This is a genomic window from Bradyrhizobium sp. 195 (assembly GCF_023101665.1).
GTDB lineage: Bacteria > Pseudomonadota > Alphaproteobacteria > Rhizobiales > Xanthobacteraceae > Bradyrhizobium.
Genome location: NZ_CP082161.1, coordinates 1,137,918 through 1,154,512 on the forward strand (window position 1 = coordinate 1,137,918; position 16,595 = coordinate 1,154,512).

Below are 16,595 nucleotides of genomic sequence, written 5' to 3' on the forward strand. Positions count from 1 at the left end.
CGGGCTGTGAGCTACAATTTCCAACGGATAGCATCGCAGTCACATCTTAGATGATGATCATTGACAGCGGCATTCCAAACGGGATGCTCGCAGGTCTCGCAGCTGAGTGAGGCTATGGCTGCCTCACAAGCGTCGATCAAACGCTCAGCCTCTCCCTTCGAGACGTAGCGCCCATGAGTTCCGGCGTTGGCGAATGGAAGCAACAGTCCATGTGCTGCTCTGGCTTTAAGTGTAGGCACATCCCAAGCCGCGTATTCGTCACCGCTTTTCCTTCGCATTTTGCGGTCGCAATCTTTTGAGAGCCGTTCAAGCAAATCGCCAGCGAATCTGAGATCATTTTTTGGACCCTTTATGAAGGGCACTAGAACACCAAGCACCTCGGCAATTGCTGATAGCTGTGTGTCCATTACTGCCCGTGCCTTTGCGGCCGCACTCGCGGGATCGCTCTCTAAGAGCTCTCTAGCCAAATCAAATCCCCCGGCGTTGCTCGCCCAGCGAATGCCGACAGCCGGCTCCTTCCAAGGCAACAGAATCTTGAAGCGCCAAAGTTTGGCCGCGAGGCGGGTTCGCAGCTCTACGAACCAATCGTAGTCATGCGTAAATATAAAAACCTGCCTGTCGGAGAACTCTTGAGAAAGGAGGTCCGTCACATAACTCCGGTGCTCCCGATCAAAGCTACTGACGACGTCATCCAATACAAGTGGACCGTCTTTGCCATCACGCTTCGCGAGGGCGAGAAAAACGCAGAGACCCAAGCTGTTTCGATGACCTTCTGATAGAGTTAGTCGGGGGCTCAGCTGCTCTCTTCCATAGAACCGCAGTGCGATATCAAGGGCTTTGTCTAAGCCGTCCGGCTGATAGAGATGAACTCCGTCTATTGGCTCTGCAGGATGCAGAACGGCCCACATGTTTTGAATATCGTCGCTTATGTCTTTGACCACGAATTTCGTTTGAGCTTTAATTTCTTCGCGCGTTTCGTTCTCCATTGTCGTGATGAAGTCCGTGAGCACATCGATCTGCTCAATCCTGGATTTGAGCCTCAGCATCTCAGGAAAGTGGCTGGCAGCTTCGAGCATCCCCAGATCGGTAACGAGCCTCTCTATCGAGGGCGGGACGTGGTTTGCTGCCTTCTCAAGCTCGTCTGCGATGCAGTGGACAACTTTGGTGAACACCATTGAGGACGCGTCGAGCTTGCCCTCTCGGAGCGCGTCGATCTGCAGAGCACGAAACTGGCTCACGTGGTCCTTGATCTGCCCGGCAGCAATCGCGCCGTGCCAACCCCCCAGTTCGGGGCGGCCGAAGCAGCTTTGAACAATGGCGATGCTATCCGCCAGCATAGTCAGAGCCGCATTTCGCTCGCCAAAGATCGCGATAGCTGCCTCCAGCCTCAACTTCTCACGGGCGACGTGGGCCCTAAGATCGCTAGCTAAGACGCTCTGTCCGCACGCGGGACAATTGACGGAGCCATCGGCGTTAAGCTGTTCTGCATAAATGTAAGTGCTCTCAAGGATGGAGAGCCGAGTTTCGATAAGCGGTTCGGAAAGCTTTAGCGCCTCACCAGCCAGACGCTGAACTTCGCTGAGACGGTTCTTAAGCGGCTGATCGGCGGCCGTCCTAATTGCCAAGTGGGCTGCCTGTTCGGACTGGAGACCACTTACGACCTTGTCTAGCACCGGCCGGAGATCGTTCACCAAGGCCTTTAGGCTAGTCGGCTCTGACCCATTCGGCATATGTGCACGATAGATGGCCTTTAGCTTCTCCTTTACGATCTCCCAATCATCCGATCCGAACTTTGCTCGCCAATCGCGATCTAATTGCGAGAGTCGATCTTGCAGCCGAGTATAGCTCGCAATCTCGGACACCTTGCGGCCGAGCGCCCTGAGATTGACCGCAACGTTCTCTAAAGAGCTCAGCCCCAGCAAGGGCAGCAAGACAGAATACTTATCGCCTGCGCTTGCCTTGATGAATTCGCTCACCTCGTCTTGCCGCAGGATGATACGGCGAGAATTCCAGTTAGCTATGATCTCCCTGTTGGAAACGATGCAAGCGCCGTTCGGAGCAATCATTCCTTTAATCGAGACACCTTTAAAGCGCAGCTCAACGTGTCGATCTGCGTCCGGCGCGGCTCCGGTGTTGATAACTCCGAGTTCTTGCCTGCGGCCACTGTAGGTATGGGCGAGATGCTGAAGCCTACCTTGAGAAAGCAGATATTCGATGCCGTCAACGAATGACGACTTCCCTGATCCGTTTGGACCGTGAACTACGATGCTCTTCTTTTGCGTTTCCAGCGAAACCTTAGCCGACGCGCCCCGAAACCAGCTAAGCGCAATTTCTTCGAGCATCAGGCTTCCCCAAGGCTTTTCAGCAGCTGCTCTGCTAGGGCTCCCAACCCTCCGTGGGAAAGCCTGCGTTCTCCTAGAAGCCCTCGCATTTCGTTTTGGAGAAGAGCCGCTGTCTCAGCCGGGATGGGCATGTCCGAAATGGCTGTAGCCATCCTGCTAGCGATCCAGTCAGGCTCGGCTGTTTCGGGCTCGCACGCTACATGGCTTGGCCCCACTTCGTCTTCCGACACGTCCTGTTCCCCCACCCTGCCCCTTGATTCTCACAGGACGAGTATACGGAAAATTGAGCGAATAAGATCAAACAACTCCGGCCGGGTCTGTGGCGTGAACAAGACTGTGTAACAACGCCTCGACGGGGGGAGAAAAAAGTTATAGAGATCAGTAGCTTGCAGTTTTGCCAAGGCAATCCTTTCCTGGGCACCATCGCTTCTCTAAGAGCGTGAAATCCAAAGCAAAGTAGCAAATTCAACGCGTCTGTGGAAGCGTCCCAAAGCTGGAATCTATCAGCTCCGGAAGGCCGTTCCGGAGGATTTGCGCAAGATCGTCGGCAACCGCGAGGAGAAGGTAAGCCTTCAAACCCGCGATCCCGGCGAGGCCAAACAGTGCTTCGCGAAGGCGCTTGCTGAGGTCGAGGCTCGGTGGGCCAACTTGCGCACAGGGCCAAAACTGCTGAATGAACGTGAGGCGCATGAACTTGCCGTCGTCGCCTACGATCAGTGGCTGCAGATGTACAGGGATAATCCAAGCCAACTGACCCGTTGGGATGTCGTGGCCGGAGATCGGCTGTTCGGCCCCCCTCAGACCAGGGAGCAGATCCGTGCTGCGTCTCACCGGCTGCTGGGCGGCGCGAGTGCGAAGACCGTGAAGCATAGTGACTTAGCCGGCCTAAAGACGGTGTTTGGCTGGGCAGTCCCGAACCGCCGCATGCACTCCAACCCTGCCGAAGGACTTACCATCAAGGTCGGCAAATCGCGCAAACTTAGGTCAAAGGGATTTTACGACCGAGAAGCATCCGCCATTCTCAAGCATGCCCGGAATTCTGCTGCTGCGAGGGCTGCTCCGAAGCTGGCATTGGCCAAACGGTGGGTGCCGTGGTTGTGTGCCTTCACGGGAGCGCGGGTACGGACCCGTACGTACGGTGTGTGGGAGGGGGAAGCCGTGAGGCTTCCTCCTACCCGATTGCCTGGTTATGAATGACAGCCGGGATCATTCATTTTGACGTCATTGCGGGACGCCGGGTTCTTGCGTCGCATCTGTTATTATTCAGCAAGACATGAGGCCGGTGCTGTTAATCCTATCTGTCTATTGAAGGCTTTGGCGTCGTGTTTGTACGGGTGGGTAGTATTGGATACTCGATCTTAGGTAGCCGCCCGGTAAGCGAATTCAGAAACGCGACAATGTCGTTTTCTTCCCCATCGCTAAGCTTGGCGCCGAGCTGGATTTCACTCATCAGGGCAACAGCTTGCTTCAGGCTCCAAACCTGGCCCGAATGGAAGTAAGGGGCTCGCAAAGCGACGTTCCGCAACGGCGCCGCGCGGAAGACATATTCGTCGCCGACCGCCTTGGTGACCGCGAATCGGCCCGTATCGGCTTGCGGAAGCAGGGTTGCGTCCGGCTTCTTCATCACGCCGAACTGGAAGTAGGCCTGTCCACCGACATTGATTCCATTGTGGCAAGCGGAGCATCCCTTCTCCATAAATAGCGCCAACCCTGACTTCTGCTGATCATCGAGAGCATGTGTATTGCCCTCCAAATACTGATCGAACGGGGCCGCAGGTGTAATGAGAGTCGCTTCAAAAGCCTCGATTGCCTTCGCAAAGTTTTCAAAGCTGACCGGTCTCGCTTCGTTCGGGAAAGCATTTTTGAACAAGACGACATAGCTGGCCATTGAGTTCAAGGTGTCGAGCACATGATCCGGAGTCGCATTCATTTCGGCACTCGCCTGCACCGGGCCAGTTGCTTGCGCCTTGAGGTCCGCGGCGCGTCCGTCCCAGAATTGCGCCGCATTGAACACCGCGTTGTAGACGGTTGGGGCCCGACGTAGGCCGACCTTCCAGCCGTGACCGACTGAGGTCGGACCGGCATCGACTCCGCCGCTGCCGAGATTGTGGCACGTATTGCAGCTAATGATCTCGCTTGCCGATAGCCGCGGATCGAAGAACAGAATCTTGCCAAGCTCGACCTTTTCATGCGTGACTGGATTGTCCTTTACCGCAGGAATGACTGAGGGGATCGGATGGAAGATCTGCCTGGCGGTTCTCATCAGATCATCGTCCGCGCTAGCTCCTGACGACATCAGCAGCCCAATCGCCAAAACAGATACTTCAGCCACAAGCCGAAGCTCCCGGATCGATTTGTTCATACACCCGCCTCATCAGTTCTGATTGATAATCAAGGAAACAGTCGAAAGCGATGCCACACCCTGTTCCCGCAACGGGCCGGCGCAGCATGCACCGGATCCTGTGAAGCGAGGCTGCATCAAATGGTCGATTTCGAGATGCTCGCTGCCGGCGTTCGCCCACGAGGCTTTAAGCCGTTATTTGATTCGCGAGTTCGCTTTGAGCTTAGATCACGACCTTGGTAGATCAGACTAGCGCCTCAACCTTCGGCATGATGGCCGATTGACAACAACAAGCGTGCCGAAAAAGGATAATCTGTCCGGTGGCCGCATCGGTTCTCCATTAAGCGATTGGGTGGCCAATACGCTCCAGCGAAGTTGATCGTATCCGTCTTGCACCGCTGGTCGCGCTCAGCGCTCACGGTGCGGCTGGACAATAGCAACCCCCATGCCAGTTGCATCTGACATGCAAGCTGCTGATTTAGTTACAGAACGAGTCCGGGGCTACCGAACAACGTCGGATGTCTTGGTTTGAGGAATACATACAGTGTCACAGATGCGACAAGCGCCAGTCCCGGCTAGACATCATCGCACAGAAAGTTTTGTGATGAGATTCCAATTGCCAGCTTGCCGGCCACACGTGGGACGGCGGTAAAAAGATCTACGCTGGCGTACGGCGAGACACTGAGCCGAGGCGCCCGGCGGTGCGCATCGCTCACGATTTCGCCTCGCCCTGCCGACTGAAGGCTCTCCGACCTCATAGCCGGGCCGGCTCTTTGTGGGCCGCCGCCGAAATCCCGCTCGTTTGTAACAGACAAGCTCCGAAGCCTGAACATGGCTTGTCTTGAATCCCACCTGGGGTTCGCTCGCACGCTCGCATGGCAATTGCCGATCTCAAATTTGTTACCCAGAGTTTGACGGTACGACCGTCCGATTTACTCGGATACTCCCATTCGACACCAGCTTAAGTGCCGGCCTGACACCTGATCGGGCCGCGTGTTGGTTAGGATAAGATAACCCTGTCGACTCACTCACGGGCGAGTGGCAGCTTTTGAAATCCGCGCGCTGATGGCAAAAATCGCTGAACTTCTGCAGAAGCAACGGTCACTTCGTGCTCTTGCGTTGAAAGACTTCGATACAAGAGGACATGCTGGGAGGAGATCGTTACATCATGTCCGCAGTGTCCATGGCTGGTTCAAGCTAGATATGGTGTCCGTGATGGCTTCGATTGACGATCGCTTGAATGAGATCAGATACGTGCGGAATGACATTTGGCGCTATCGAAGAAGACTTCAAAGCGAGCTAAGTGATCTCGAGCGTAAGGTTCTCGAAGAACGCCTGCTTGAGCGGCAATCTGCCTTTGAACGGCTCCTAGCGACCACGTTTCCTTTTACATGGACACTGTGAAGCAAAATTCGGGACCTGTGCCGCGAGTCATTGGCGCGGAAAATGGTGTCCGCTCATAGAACGCATGCGCCTGCGTCAGGAACGTAGCGGTCCGTCGCCGCGGGCCGTCGCGCCCGTCATGGCCGCCGCCGAGCTGAATGCGTCGGCCCTCAGCCTTGGTTCACCGATGTGCTGGCCCGCGGCGCACCGTGAGCGCGGATAGTGAAACCGTTCTGGCCGCCCATCCAGGGCCACCGTTGGGGGCATACCGATTGCCCCGTTTCTGCGACACCGCGGTCACCATGAGTAGCTTTCATCCGACAGAGCGATCGAAGAAGCTTGAATCGGCCGTAGCGTCAGATTGTACAGAGCAGGCGAACGATACTCCAGACTAGGTGTAGCCGAATGAGAAGACCCGTTATCGCTTTTGTATTATGTTCCGCTCTCGAGTTGCTCGGGCTAAGCACGGGCGCGGTTGCGGACACAAGGCGGTACGCGTGCACGATCACTGCCGCCGATAGAGAGCCGGTCGGAGTTCGGGACGAGCGGGTCATTCTCACGGTTCAATATGGCTGCCGGATCGCGGATGGTCTCTTGAGTGACGCGGGGATTACAGCAGTGTCCGTCAGCGAGTGGGCTGCTGATAAAGGAACATACTTAGCGTCCCTGGAATTTCACCGCGCGCTGGAGGGAATTGCAATTGGGCAACTCTCCGAGGTGACCGGCTTCTCTAGCATGGAAGGCGAGCAAGGCATTGCGGTCGCAACTTCCGGCACGACAGTATTCAAGTTCGCATCTGGCTCATTGGCAGCCCTTTCAGGGAAAACCCTTAAATTCACCACCAAACTCACTGGCCTACGTAGCTTCGAATTGGAGTTCACAGATTGGCCAGAATCTCTTTTTTGGAAGTGACTCGTGTCTCACGCTGATTTCCGCAAGCGCTCGGGCGGACGAGCCACTGTCGACTCTTAACTCCACATGATGAATACCGCTCCGGCCTGTGTGCCGTCCTCAAAGACGAGCACACCGCAACAAAGGTTGAGCCCAAACTCAGAAGGCACTTGAAGGCGCCAGACTACTTCCCAGCGCAAATTAGGTGGACGCAGTCTGAATTCAGAGTCGGCCGGTCGGCGGAAAACTGCAAGGTCGAACGGATCGGCGCTTGACTTGTTAGGCTGCCATTGATTCATTCCTATGGATCATTCGTGAGCGAACCGTTAAAGCGCGCGACAAGCTCGTCGGCAAGCTGCCGGCCACCGGCGAGTTGCTGCGCGGTTCGTAGCTGGAGCGCACCGTCCGACATACCAAAGGCTGTTCTAAATGCGCGCGCGGCGAAGGGCATCAGGTGTTCGTGCTCACCGTGATATACGCCGGCGGCCGCACGCAGCAGTTCAGCGTACGTCGCGAACGGGTCGCCGAGGTTCGTCGCTGGCTCGACAATTATCAGAAGCTGAAGCAGGCGATGCGAGGGCATCTGCCAACTCAATCATGAGCTGCTACGTCCAGCGCCGCATCGAAGGCGCGCGGGGCGGCGAGATGATTGAGATGCGGCGGGCGCAACTCAGCTTTGGCGATGGGCTAATCGCCGAGGAAGTGAGTGATCTTCGCGAAGAGTGGATGCAGCACGCCGATCAGATGCTGGCGGACGAGCAGATCGTGGCGGCGGTGCACGAAGCACTAGCGAAGCGGTGCCCGAAGAGCCGCAGTCGTGGTCGGCTCGGCACGATCGCAACCCCCAGGTCAAGCTGAGGCGCGTGTCGCGGCTGGTGGCGACTGACGCCGGGTTCTACTCTGCCAGGAACGAGGCCGCTGCGAGAGCAATGGGGGTCAAGCGGGTATGCATTCCCAATCGATCGAGCAAAAGCCCTGAGCGCAAGCGCGAACAGAAGAAGCGCTGGTTCCGCGATGGCCAAAAATGGCACACGCGATGTGAAGGACGCATCAGCGTGTTAGCCCGCACTGATCGAGCCGCTCAAGCGGTGTTCGTCTTTCGTGGGAGGAGGGCCTCGCGCTCATCAGCAGACCGCCCTCGTTGTCGCTGCACTCGGTGCCGGGTTCGGCTCATCGTGTCACGCTCCCGCAAGCGGCGGTAGAAAAAGTCGACGCGCGCCCGATCAAAGTGCCGAATTGCGTCGTCGCGTGTCTAATCGAGATGCTGAAGCGAGCTGCAACTGGACTGCCGAATGACAAGGACGGGGCCATTGTAGAACGCCGACCCCTTTACCCCGAACGACGAAGGGCCACGAGCTTGCGCCTTTAAGGCTATCGCGGGTTGAGAATCAGCCCCACATGCTCTCCACGAGATCGGTGTCGCCACATTAGAGCGCGTCTCCACGAGATCAACTGGAATGACGAGCGAAGCGAAAGATCGCGCGTAAGTGAAACAAAGCGTTCTGCTGACAACTGAGTTCTCTTAGTCATCCGGAAGAGGTGGTGCAGCTCAATCACCACTTTCTTAGGATCGATCGCAAACACCATGGGCGCATCTACGTGCGCTGAAGTCCATCTCGAACCGATGGTGTTTGCGATCGCTCGATGGGTGCGCCAAGCAAAGCTGCGCACCGGAGTGACGTCGGCGCGCGGGAAGACTTTAGCCATCTCGCTGGCGGAGAGCGCAAGTGATTGTTTTGTTTCAGACAGGGCGTTAGCGGGTAAGCCTGTCGGTGCCACGCAGGGTCAGTTTTATAACAATCCGCATCCTATCAGCTATCTAGCTCTACAGACGTGGGTTTTTGTATTCAACCACCGCTGGCACACTCGTTGCAGACCCCTGCGCAACAGGCGGCTGTTAGCCCTTTTGCATCGACATGCAGAGGGGCAGGCCGCCCCCTGATGGCACGCGAGCGAGTAAAGAAGCCGATATGACCAATCGCTGGAGGGCAGGCATGACATCACCGAGACGCGTCTTGGTCAGCGATTCCGTCGACAAATCAACAGCGTCACACATGGCGCTGATCCTGATCGACCGCTGCGGCATGATCCAGAAGCCCGCGAAGTTGCGTCCGCTAGGACCGGCCAGGGAGATTGCACGCTTTACACCTGAACGCGGGATCGGAAATCCCTCGGTCTACCGGAAAAGCGCTGCTTCTTCATTTGAGACGACAATCGAAAGGAAATTTGTATGAGCCGAGCAACTACCGAAAGCGTCGCAGAGATCAAGGCGCGCAACAAGCAGCTAATCGATGAGGTGTTGAAGGTCTACCCAGAGAAGACCGCCAAAAGGCGCGCCAAGCATCTGAGTGTTCACGAGGCGGGAAAGTCGGATTGTGGCGTCAAGTCGAATATCAAGTCCATTCCGGGCGTGATGACCATCCGCGGCTGCGCCTACGCGGGCTCCAAGGGCGTGGTCTGGGGGCCGATCAAGGACATGATCCACATTAGCCACGGTCCGGTCGGCTGTGGTCAGTACTCATGGGGCTCGCGGCGCAACTACTACGTCGGCACGACCGGCATCGACACGTTCGTGACACTGCAGTTCACTTCCGACTTCCAGGAAAAGGATATCGTGTTCGGCGGCGATAAAAAGGTCACCAAACTCATCGACGAGCTTCAGGAGCTGTTTCCTCTCAACAGGGGCATCACCATTCAGTCCGAATGTCCGATTGGTTTGATCGGCGACGATATCGAGGCGGTCTCCAGAGAAAAGTCAAAGGAATATGGCGGCAAAACCATCGTGCCTGTGCGGTGCGAGGGTTTTCGTGGCGTGTCACAATCGCTCGGCCATCACATCGCGAACGACGCCGTTCGAGATTGGATCTTCGACAAGAGCGCCCCAGAAACCAGCTCTAAATTTGAGCCGACCCCATATGACGTTGCCATCATCGGCGACTACAACATCGGCGGCGACGCCTGGTCGTCACGGATCCTGCTCGAAGAAATGGGCCTGCGCGTCATCGCCCAGTGGTCCGGGGATGGATCTCTCGCTGAATTGGAGGCGACGCCGAAAGCGAAGCTCAACATATTGCATTGCTATCGCTCGATGAACTACATCTCACGGCACATGGAGGAAAAATTCGGGATTCCCTGGTGCGAGTACAACTTCTTCGGGCCTTCCAAAATCGCGGAGTCCCTGCGCAAAATTGCAAGCTTCTTCGATGATAAGATCAAGGAGGACGCCGAGCGCGTCATCGCGAAATATCAGCCGCTGGTCGATGCGGTGACCGCGAAATACCGGCCGCGGCTCGATGGCAAGACCGTAATGCTGTTCGTCGGCGGCCTACGTCCTCGCCACGTCATAGGCGCCTATGAGGACCTCGGCATGGATGTTGTCGGCACAGGCTATGAGTTCGGTCACAACGACGACTATCAGCGCACCGCCCAGCACTACGTCAAGGACGGCACGCTGATCTACGACGATGTCACCGGCTACGAATTCGAGCGCTTTGTAGAAAAGATCCGGCCCGACCTCGTCGGCTCCGGTATCAAGGAAAAATACGTCTTCCAAAAAATGGGCGTGCCGTTCCGCCAAATGCATTCCTGGGACTACTCGGGTCCTTACCACGGTTATGACGGCTTCGCGATCTTCGCCCGAGACATGGACATGGCGATCAACTCCCCGATCTGGGGGAAGACCACCGCACCTTGGAAGGACGCTCCGCGGCCGAGCCTCATGGCGGCGGAATAGGAAAGCCGACGCCCGGGCCCTTTCTTCCACAGAGGAGGGGAAGGGCAGGAGAACGAACACAAGAACCTGAAGAGTGCCATGATGACACAGAACGCCGAACACATACTCGACCACTCTGAGCTTTTCCGGGGAGACGAATACCAGCAGATGCTGGCCAATAAGAAGGCGCTATTTGAGAATCCGCACGATCCCGCCGAAGTCGACCGTGTCGGAGAATGGTCCAAGACGCCCGAATACCGCGAGAAGAACTTCGCCCGCGAGGCGCTAACCGTTAATCCGGCGAAGGCTTGCCAGCCGCTAGGTGCGGTGTTCGCCGCGCTCGGGTTCGAGCGCACACTGCCGTTCGTCCACGGCTCCCAGGGCTGCGTCGCGTATTATCGCAGCCATTTGTCGCGGCACTTCAAGGAGCCGACCTCGTGCGTCTCCTCGTCCATGACGGAAGACGCGGCTGTGTTCGGGGGGCTCAACAACCTGACCGACGGGCTTGCCAACAGCTACAACATGTACAAGCCGAAGATGATCGCGGTCGCCACGACCTGCATGGCGGAAGTCATTGGCGACGACCTCAACGCCTTCATCAAAACATCAAAGGAAAAAGGTTCAGTCCCCGCGGACTACGACGTACCATTCGCTCACACTCCTGCATTCGTCGGTAGCCACATTACGGGCTACGACAACACGCTCAAGGGCATCCTCGAGCATTTCTGGGATGGCAAAGCCGGCACGGCGCCAAAACTCCAGCGCAAAGCGAACAACTGGATCAACTTCATCGGTGGCTTCGACGGCTACACTGTCGGAAACACCCGTGAGATAAAGCGCATCTTCGAGCTGATGGGGATCGGCTACACGATCCTCGCGGATAACAGTGATGTGTTCGATACCCCCACCGACGGCGAGTTCCGCATGTATGATGGCGGCACCACACTAAAGGATGCCGCCAACGCAGTCCATGCGAAGGCAACCATTTCCATGCAGCAATACTGTACGGAGAAGACGTTGCCCTTCATCAAGGGGCACGACCAGGAGGTCGTCGCCTTCAATCACCCGCTGGGTGTCAGCGCCACGGACGATTTCCTGATGACGCTGTCGCGTATCACCAACAAGGCAATTCCAAATGCGCTGGAGCGGGAGCGCGGGCGTCTGGTAGACGCAATGGCTGATTCTAGCGCGCATGTTCACGGCAAGAAGTTCGCGATCTACGGCGATCCCGACCTCTGCTATGGCCTGGCCGCATTCTTGCTGGAGCTTGGCGCTGAACCGACGCACGTGCTCTCGACCAACGGGAGTAAGGCCTGGGAGCAGAAGATGCAGGCGCTGTTCGCGAGCTCGCCGTTCGGTAAAAACTGCCGCGCCTTCCCGGGCAAGGATCTCTGGCACATGCGTTCGCTCCTGTTCACAGAACCAGTCGATTTCCTGATCGGTAACACCTACGGCAAGTATCTCGAGCGTGACACTGGAACGCCGCTAATCCGCATCGGGTTTCCCATCTTCGATCGCCATCATCACCATCGTTATCCAGTGTGGGGCTATCAGGGTAGCATGAATGTGCTGGTCAAGATTCTCGACAAGATCTTTGATGAGATCGATAGAAAAACCAGCTCGATTGGCAAGACAGACTACAGCTTCGACATCATACGCTAAGGCGAGTGCCCCGCCTCATCGTCCGCAGGAACAGCGGCGCTGTGGCGGGGATCACAGGTTATCCGCCGGTCCATCCTCTTGGTCTGTGCGGATGTCTTGACATCCCCGAAAGTGACACCATGACTTCGCTTCCCACGACCATACAGGACGTCTTTAACGAACCGGGCTGCGCCAGGAACGCGAGCAAGTCGAACGTCGAGCGCAAGAATGGATGCACCAAGCAGCTGAAGCCGGGCGGCGTCGCCGGTGGGTGTGCCTTCGATGGCGCCAAAGTCGCACTGCAGCCCTTCACCGACGTCGCCCATCTTGTGCATGGTCCAATCGCCTGTGAGGGCAATTCTTGGGACAATCGCGGTTCCGCCTCCTCCGGCTCCGATCTGTGGCGCAGAAGCTTCACCACGGACATGAGCGAGACCGACATCGTGTTCGGCGGCGAGAAGCGGCTGTACAGGGCAGTCAAGGAGATCACAGAGAAATACGACCCGCAGGCCATCTTCGTCTACCAGACATGCGTGCCCGCAATGATCGGTGACGACATCGATGCGGTCTGCAAAGCGGCCTCCGCCAAATTTGGCAAACCGGTCATTCCCATCAATGCACCGGGATTTGTGGGGTCGAAGAACCTTGGCAACAAGCTCGCAGGCGAAGCGCTGCTGGAGCACGTCATTGGTACCGCAGAGCCCGATTACACCACGGCCTATGACATCAACATCATCGGCGAATACAACCTGTCGGGCGAGCTCTGGCAGGTCAAGCCGCTGCTCGATGAGCTCGGAATCCGGATCCTGTCGTGCATCTCGGGGGACGGCAAGTATCGCGAGGTGGCTTATTCGCACCGAGCCAAAGCCGCGATGATGGTCTGCTCAAAGGCAATGATCAACGTCGCACGCAAGATGAGGCAGCGCTACGGCATCCCGTTTTTTGAAGGCTCGTTCTACGGTATTGAGGATTCCAGCGATTCACTACGCCAGATCGCGCGCATGCTGATCGAACGCGGCGCGCCGACTGAGCTGATGGAACGCACGCAAGCCCTGATCGCACGCGAAGAGACCAAAGCCTGGGCTGCGATTGAACGTTTCAAGCCACGCTTTGCCGCCAAGAGGGTTGTTCTCATCACCGGTGGCGTGAAATCCTGGTCGATGGTGGCCGCTTTGCAAGAGGCCGGGCTCGAGATCGTCGGCACGTCCGTGAAGAAATCGACCAAGAAGGACAAGGAACGTATCAAGGAGTTAATGGGCCAGCACGCCCACATGATCGAGGACATGTCGCCTCGCGAGATCTACAAGATGCTAAAGGACGCAAAAGCCGACATCATGCTCTCCGGCGGCAAGTCGCAATTCGTCGCACTAAAGGCGGCGACGCCGTGGCTCGATATCAACCAGGAGCGCTGCCACGCCTATATGGGCTATATCGGGATTGTCAAGCTCATGGAGGAGATCGAGAAAGCGCTCTACAATCCGATATGGGATCAGCTCCGCCAAGCCGCGCCATGGGATGAGTTCGACCGAAATCGTCAGGCAAGGACAGTTGCGCAGATGTATGCGCAAGCCGCTGATCCAGTTCGAGACGCGAGCAAGAACGGCGTCAATACGATAAGTCTCTCCAATGAAAGTGAGGCCAGCGGTGGCGAGAGCGCGATTGCGGCGCATGGCCCCAACCTCGCCAAGCCCGCCAAGCCGTGCACCAATTCCACCGCACGGTGCGTTGCTTGTAAAGACGTTCGTTCCGATCTGCAGCCTCCGGCGCTGCAGGCGGCGGAGTAGGGGAACGACATGGCGATCGTCACTACCTCGAAGAAAGCCTGTTCGGTCAATCCGCTCAAAATGAGCCAGCCGATCGGCGGCTCATTTGCCTTCCTGGGCCTGCGCGGCGCGATGCCGCTTTTGCACGGCCCGCAAGGTTGCACCTCCTTCGGGCTGACGCTGTTAGTGCGCCATTTCAATGAAGCCGTGCCGATGCAGACGACCGCCATGAGCGAGGTTGCCACCGTGCTCGGTGGCCACGAGAATCTCGAACAGGCGATCCTCAACATCTACAATCGCGTCGGGCCCGAGATCATTGGCATCAATTCGACTGGCGTCACCGAGACCAACGGCGATGACGTCGAAGCCTTCATCCGGTTGATCCGACAGAAGCATCCGAAGCTCGAAAAGCTCCCCCTTGTCTACGTCTCGACCCCGGATTTTAAGGATGCCTTTCAGGATGGCTGGGGCAAGACAGTGGCGCGGATGATCGAGGTGCTTGTGGCTCCCGTCGACACAGCGAGACCGCGCGATATCTCCCGCGTCAACGTGCTACCTGGTTGTCACCTCACGCCCGGCGATCTCGACGAGCTTCGCACGATTTTTGAGGATTTTGGGCTCAAGCCCTCGTTCCTGCCGGACGTTGCCGGTTCGCTGGACGGTCACATCCCCGACGAATTCACGCCCACCACGATCGGGGGCATTGGAGTGGACGAGATTGCGACCATGGGGCAGGTGGCCTGGACGATCGCGATCGGCGCGCAAATGCGCCGTGCGGCCGAGGCCATGCAGGTGCGGACAGGCACGCCGTTCCGTCTGTTCGAGCGGCTCTGTGGCCTTATCCCAAATGACGAATTCATCGCCTTCCTGAGCCAGATCAGCGGCCGGTCGGTGCCCTGGAAATATCGCCGGCAGCGTGGACAGCTGGCAGATGCCATGCTGGATGCACATTTCCATATCGGCGGCCGCAAGCTCGCGATCGGCGCCGAGCCGGACTTATTATTCGATCTCTCCAGCTTGCTCCACGAGATGGGCGCACAGGTAAGTGCTGCGGTGACGACGACGAACTCACCGGTGCTCCAGCGGGTCAGGACCGAGGACGTCCTGATCGGCGATCTGGAGGATCTTGAAGAGCTTGCCAAGTCGCGTGACTGCGACCTCTTGATGTCGCATTCACATGGTCGCCAGGCCGCTTCGCGACTCAATGTCCCGTTCTTCCGGGTAGGCTTTCCGATGTTCGATCGCGTTGGCGCTGCGCACCTCACGATCGCTGGCTATCGCGGCACGCGCGATCTGATCTTTGACATTGCCAATCTGATCATCACCGACCGCGAAGCCAACCATGGGCCGACGCCCGACACCTGGCGATCAACCTGCGGCGGCCCGCAGGCCCATCCGCCCCAGTTGCATTGAGCAGGGAGAGAAAACAACCCGGATGAAAGTTGCATTCGCCACTCAGGACTTGAAGCACGTCGATGCCCACTTCGGCTGGGCCAAGAACATCGCGATCTACGAGGTCGGCCCGGACGGGCATCGGTTTATTGAGGCGATCCAGTTCGACGGTGACCTCACCGAAGACGGCAATGAGGATAAGCTCGCGCCGAAGATCGAGGCGATCAGGGAGTGCGCAATCCTCTATGTTGCGGCGATTGGCGGCTCGGGTGCTGCGCGAGTCGTCGCCAGGAACATCCATCCGATGAAGGTGCTGCAGCCAGAGCCCATCCACGATCTTTGCGTAAAACTCGAAACCGTGCTGAAGGGGGCGCCGCCGCCCTGGCTACGGAAGCTGCTCACCAAAAGCCGGGAACGTACGGTGGATTTCGAAGCCTGAAGGAACAAAGATGGCCGATCCGCCTGAAGTCACTCCAGCCGCCGCCGCGGCGGAGGGGCCATTTCTGAAAGAGCTCATCAAGATCTGGCGCGCCCAGGACACCCACGGCGCCTGGGAGGGCAAAAAGGATCTCGAGCTGCTCCAACCCTACGTTCTCGACAAGCGCAAGCGCCGTGCGCTGCCGATCGTCGGCAATCCCGACCCGGACACGACATGGCGGCTGGAGCTGTTCTTCGACGCCGTTGCGCTCTCGATCGAGAAGGCGACCGGTGTGATGATCTCGCCGATGCTGAAGATGCATCACGAAGGCTTCGGTCGGATCGTGCTGATCGGCGGCAGGCTCGTTGTCGTGAGCAAGCAGCTGCGCGACGTGCATCGCTTTGGTTTCGACCATCTCTCTGATCTCGCCAATCAAGGCGACAAATTCGTCAAAAGTGGCGTTGAGATGATTCGTAAGTTCCCGGAAGTGGCGAGTTATTGAGGCAAGTGTGAGCGATATCGAAATTCTGAAAGCGGAAATAAAGAAGCTGTCGGCCAAGGCGACCCAGGCCAAGATGGACCTCCACGACCTCTCCGAGGAGCTGCCGGTCAACTGGTCGTCGATCCTGAGCGTGGCCCAGAAGGCCCACGCTGCCTTCAGCGAGCTCGAAAGCAAACGCCAATATCTCCAGGCGCTGGACAAAACATAACG

Annotated in this window: 15 protein-coding genes and 1 pseudogene; 13 read left to right on the forward strand and 3 right to left on the reverse strand. The window is 57.5% G+C overall.

Annotated features, from left to right (window positions below):
• Window positions 1-11: 11 nt before the first annotated feature.
• On the reverse strand, window positions 12-2,342 hold the full coding sequence (locus IVB26_RS05310; RefSeq protein WP_247970881.1) for an AAA family ATPase: 2,331 nt from the start codon (window positions 2,340-2,342) through the stop codon (window positions 12-14).
• Between the two features lie 531 nt (window positions 2,343-2,873).
• Between IVB26_RS05310 and IVB26_RS05315 the strand changes: the two genes are divergently transcribed.
• Window positions 2,874-3,539, forward strand: a complete 666-nt coding sequence (locus tag IVB26_RS05315; protein WP_247970882.1) for a DUF6538 domain-containing protein — start codon at window positions 2,874-2,876, stop codon at window positions 3,537-3,539.
• Between the two features lie 97 nt (window positions 3,540-3,636).
• Here the strand turns inward: IVB26_RS05315 and IVB26_RS05320 are convergent, their stop codons facing one another.
• Window positions 3,637-4,704, reverse strand: a complete 1,068-nt coding sequence (locus IVB26_RS05320; RefSeq protein WP_276578708.1) for a cytochrome-c peroxidase — start codon at window positions 4,702-4,704, stop codon at window positions 3,637-3,639.
• A gap of 1,017 nt (window positions 4,705-5,721) precedes the next feature.
• On the opposite strand from IVB26_RS05320, the gene IVB26_RS05325 reads away from it, so the two are divergent.
• Window positions 5,722-6,087: a hypothetical protein gene (locus IVB26_RS05325; protein WP_247970883.1), complete on the forward strand. Its 366-nt coding sequence runs from the start codon at window positions 5,722-5,724 to the stop codon at window positions 6,085-6,087.
• Window positions 6,088-6,684: 597 nt separating this feature from the next.
• Window positions 6,685-6,978: a hypothetical protein gene (locus IVB26_RS05330; RefSeq protein WP_247970884.1), complete on the forward strand. Its 294-nt coding sequence runs from the start codon at window positions 6,685-6,687 to the stop codon at window positions 6,976-6,978.
• A gap of 280 nt (window positions 6,979-7,258) precedes the next feature.
• On the opposite strand, the gene IVB26_RS05335 is transcribed toward IVB26_RS05330, so the two are convergent.
• Complete coding sequence (locus IVB26_RS05335; RefSeq protein ID WP_247970885.1) at window positions 7,259-7,540, reverse strand: hypothetical protein; 282 nt, start codon at window positions 7,538-7,540, stop codon at window positions 7,259-7,261.
• Window positions 7,541-7,554: 14 nt separating this feature from the next.
• Between IVB26_RS05335 and IVB26_RS05340 the strand changes: the two genes are divergently transcribed.
• From IVB26_RS05340 to IVB26_RS05385, 10 genes and pseudogenes are all read left to right on the forward strand, one after another.
• A complete protein-coding gene (locus IVB26_RS05340) occupies window positions 7,555-7,815 on the forward strand; it encodes a hypothetical protein (RefSeq protein ID WP_247970886.1) in 261 nt (86 codons plus the stop codon).
• A pseudogene (locus IVB26_RS05345) lies at window positions 7,803-8,024 on the forward strand (ISNCY-like element ISBva1 family transposase); the annotation flags it as partial. The gene IVB26_RS05340 and the pseudogene IVB26_RS05345, both read left to right, overlap by 13 nt.
• Window positions 8,025-8,927: 903 nt before the next feature.
• The gene (locus IVB26_RS05350) at window positions 8,928-9,191 is read left to right on the forward strand and encodes a hypothetical protein (RefSeq protein ID WP_247970887.1); all 264 of its coding nucleotides are present in this window, start codon (window positions 8,928-8,930) and stop codon (window positions 9,189-9,191) included.
• Window positions 9,188-10,690 (forward strand): nitrogenase molybdenum-iron protein alpha chain, encoded by a 1,503-nt coding sequence (gene nifD, locus IVB26_RS05355; RefSeq protein WP_247970888.1) that lies wholly within the window; start codon window positions 9,188-9,190, stop codon window positions 10,688-10,690. Before IVB26_RS05350 ends, nifD begins: the two co-directional genes overlap by 4 nt.
• A gap of 81 nt (window positions 10,691-10,771) precedes the next feature.
• On the forward strand, window positions 10,772-12,331 hold the full coding sequence (gene nifK, locus IVB26_RS05360) for a nitrogenase molybdenum-iron protein subunit beta (protein ID WP_247973068.1): 1,560 nt from the start codon (window positions 10,772-10,774) through the stop codon (window positions 12,329-12,331).
• A 119-nt stretch (window positions 12,332-12,450) separates the two neighbouring features.
• The gene (gene nifE, locus IVB26_RS05365) at window positions 12,451-14,094 is read left to right on the forward strand and encodes a nitrogenase iron-molybdenum cofactor biosynthesis protein NifE (RefSeq protein ID WP_247973069.1); all 1,644 of its coding nucleotides are present in this window, start codon (window positions 12,451-12,453) and stop codon (window positions 14,092-14,094) included.
• 9 nt (window positions 14,095-14,103) lie between these two features.
• On the forward strand, window positions 14,104-15,486 hold the full coding sequence (gene nifN, locus IVB26_RS05370; RefSeq protein ID WP_247970889.1) for a nitrogenase iron-molybdenum cofactor biosynthesis protein NifN: 1,383 nt from the start codon (window positions 14,104-14,106) through the stop codon (window positions 15,484-15,486).
• Between the two features lie 22 nt (window positions 15,487-15,508).
• Entirely contained in the window at window positions 15,509-15,904 is a 396-nt protein-coding gene (nifX, locus tag IVB26_RS05375) for a nitrogen fixation protein NifX (protein WP_247970890.1), read from the forward strand.
• A 10-nt stretch (window positions 15,905-15,914) separates the two neighbouring features.
• Window positions 15,915-16,385: a NifX-associated nitrogen fixation protein gene (locus IVB26_RS05380; RefSeq protein WP_247970891.1), complete on the forward strand. Its 471-nt coding sequence runs from the start codon at window positions 15,915-15,917 to the stop codon at window positions 16,383-16,385.
• Window positions 16,386-16,392: 7 nt separating this feature from the next.
• Window positions 16,393-16,593, forward strand: coding sequence for a CCE_0567 family metalloprotein (locus IVB26_RS05385; RefSeq protein ID WP_247437403.1), 201 nt, complete (start codon window positions 16,393-16,395; stop codon window positions 16,591-16,593).
• Window positions 16,594-16,595 lie beyond the last annotated feature (2 nt).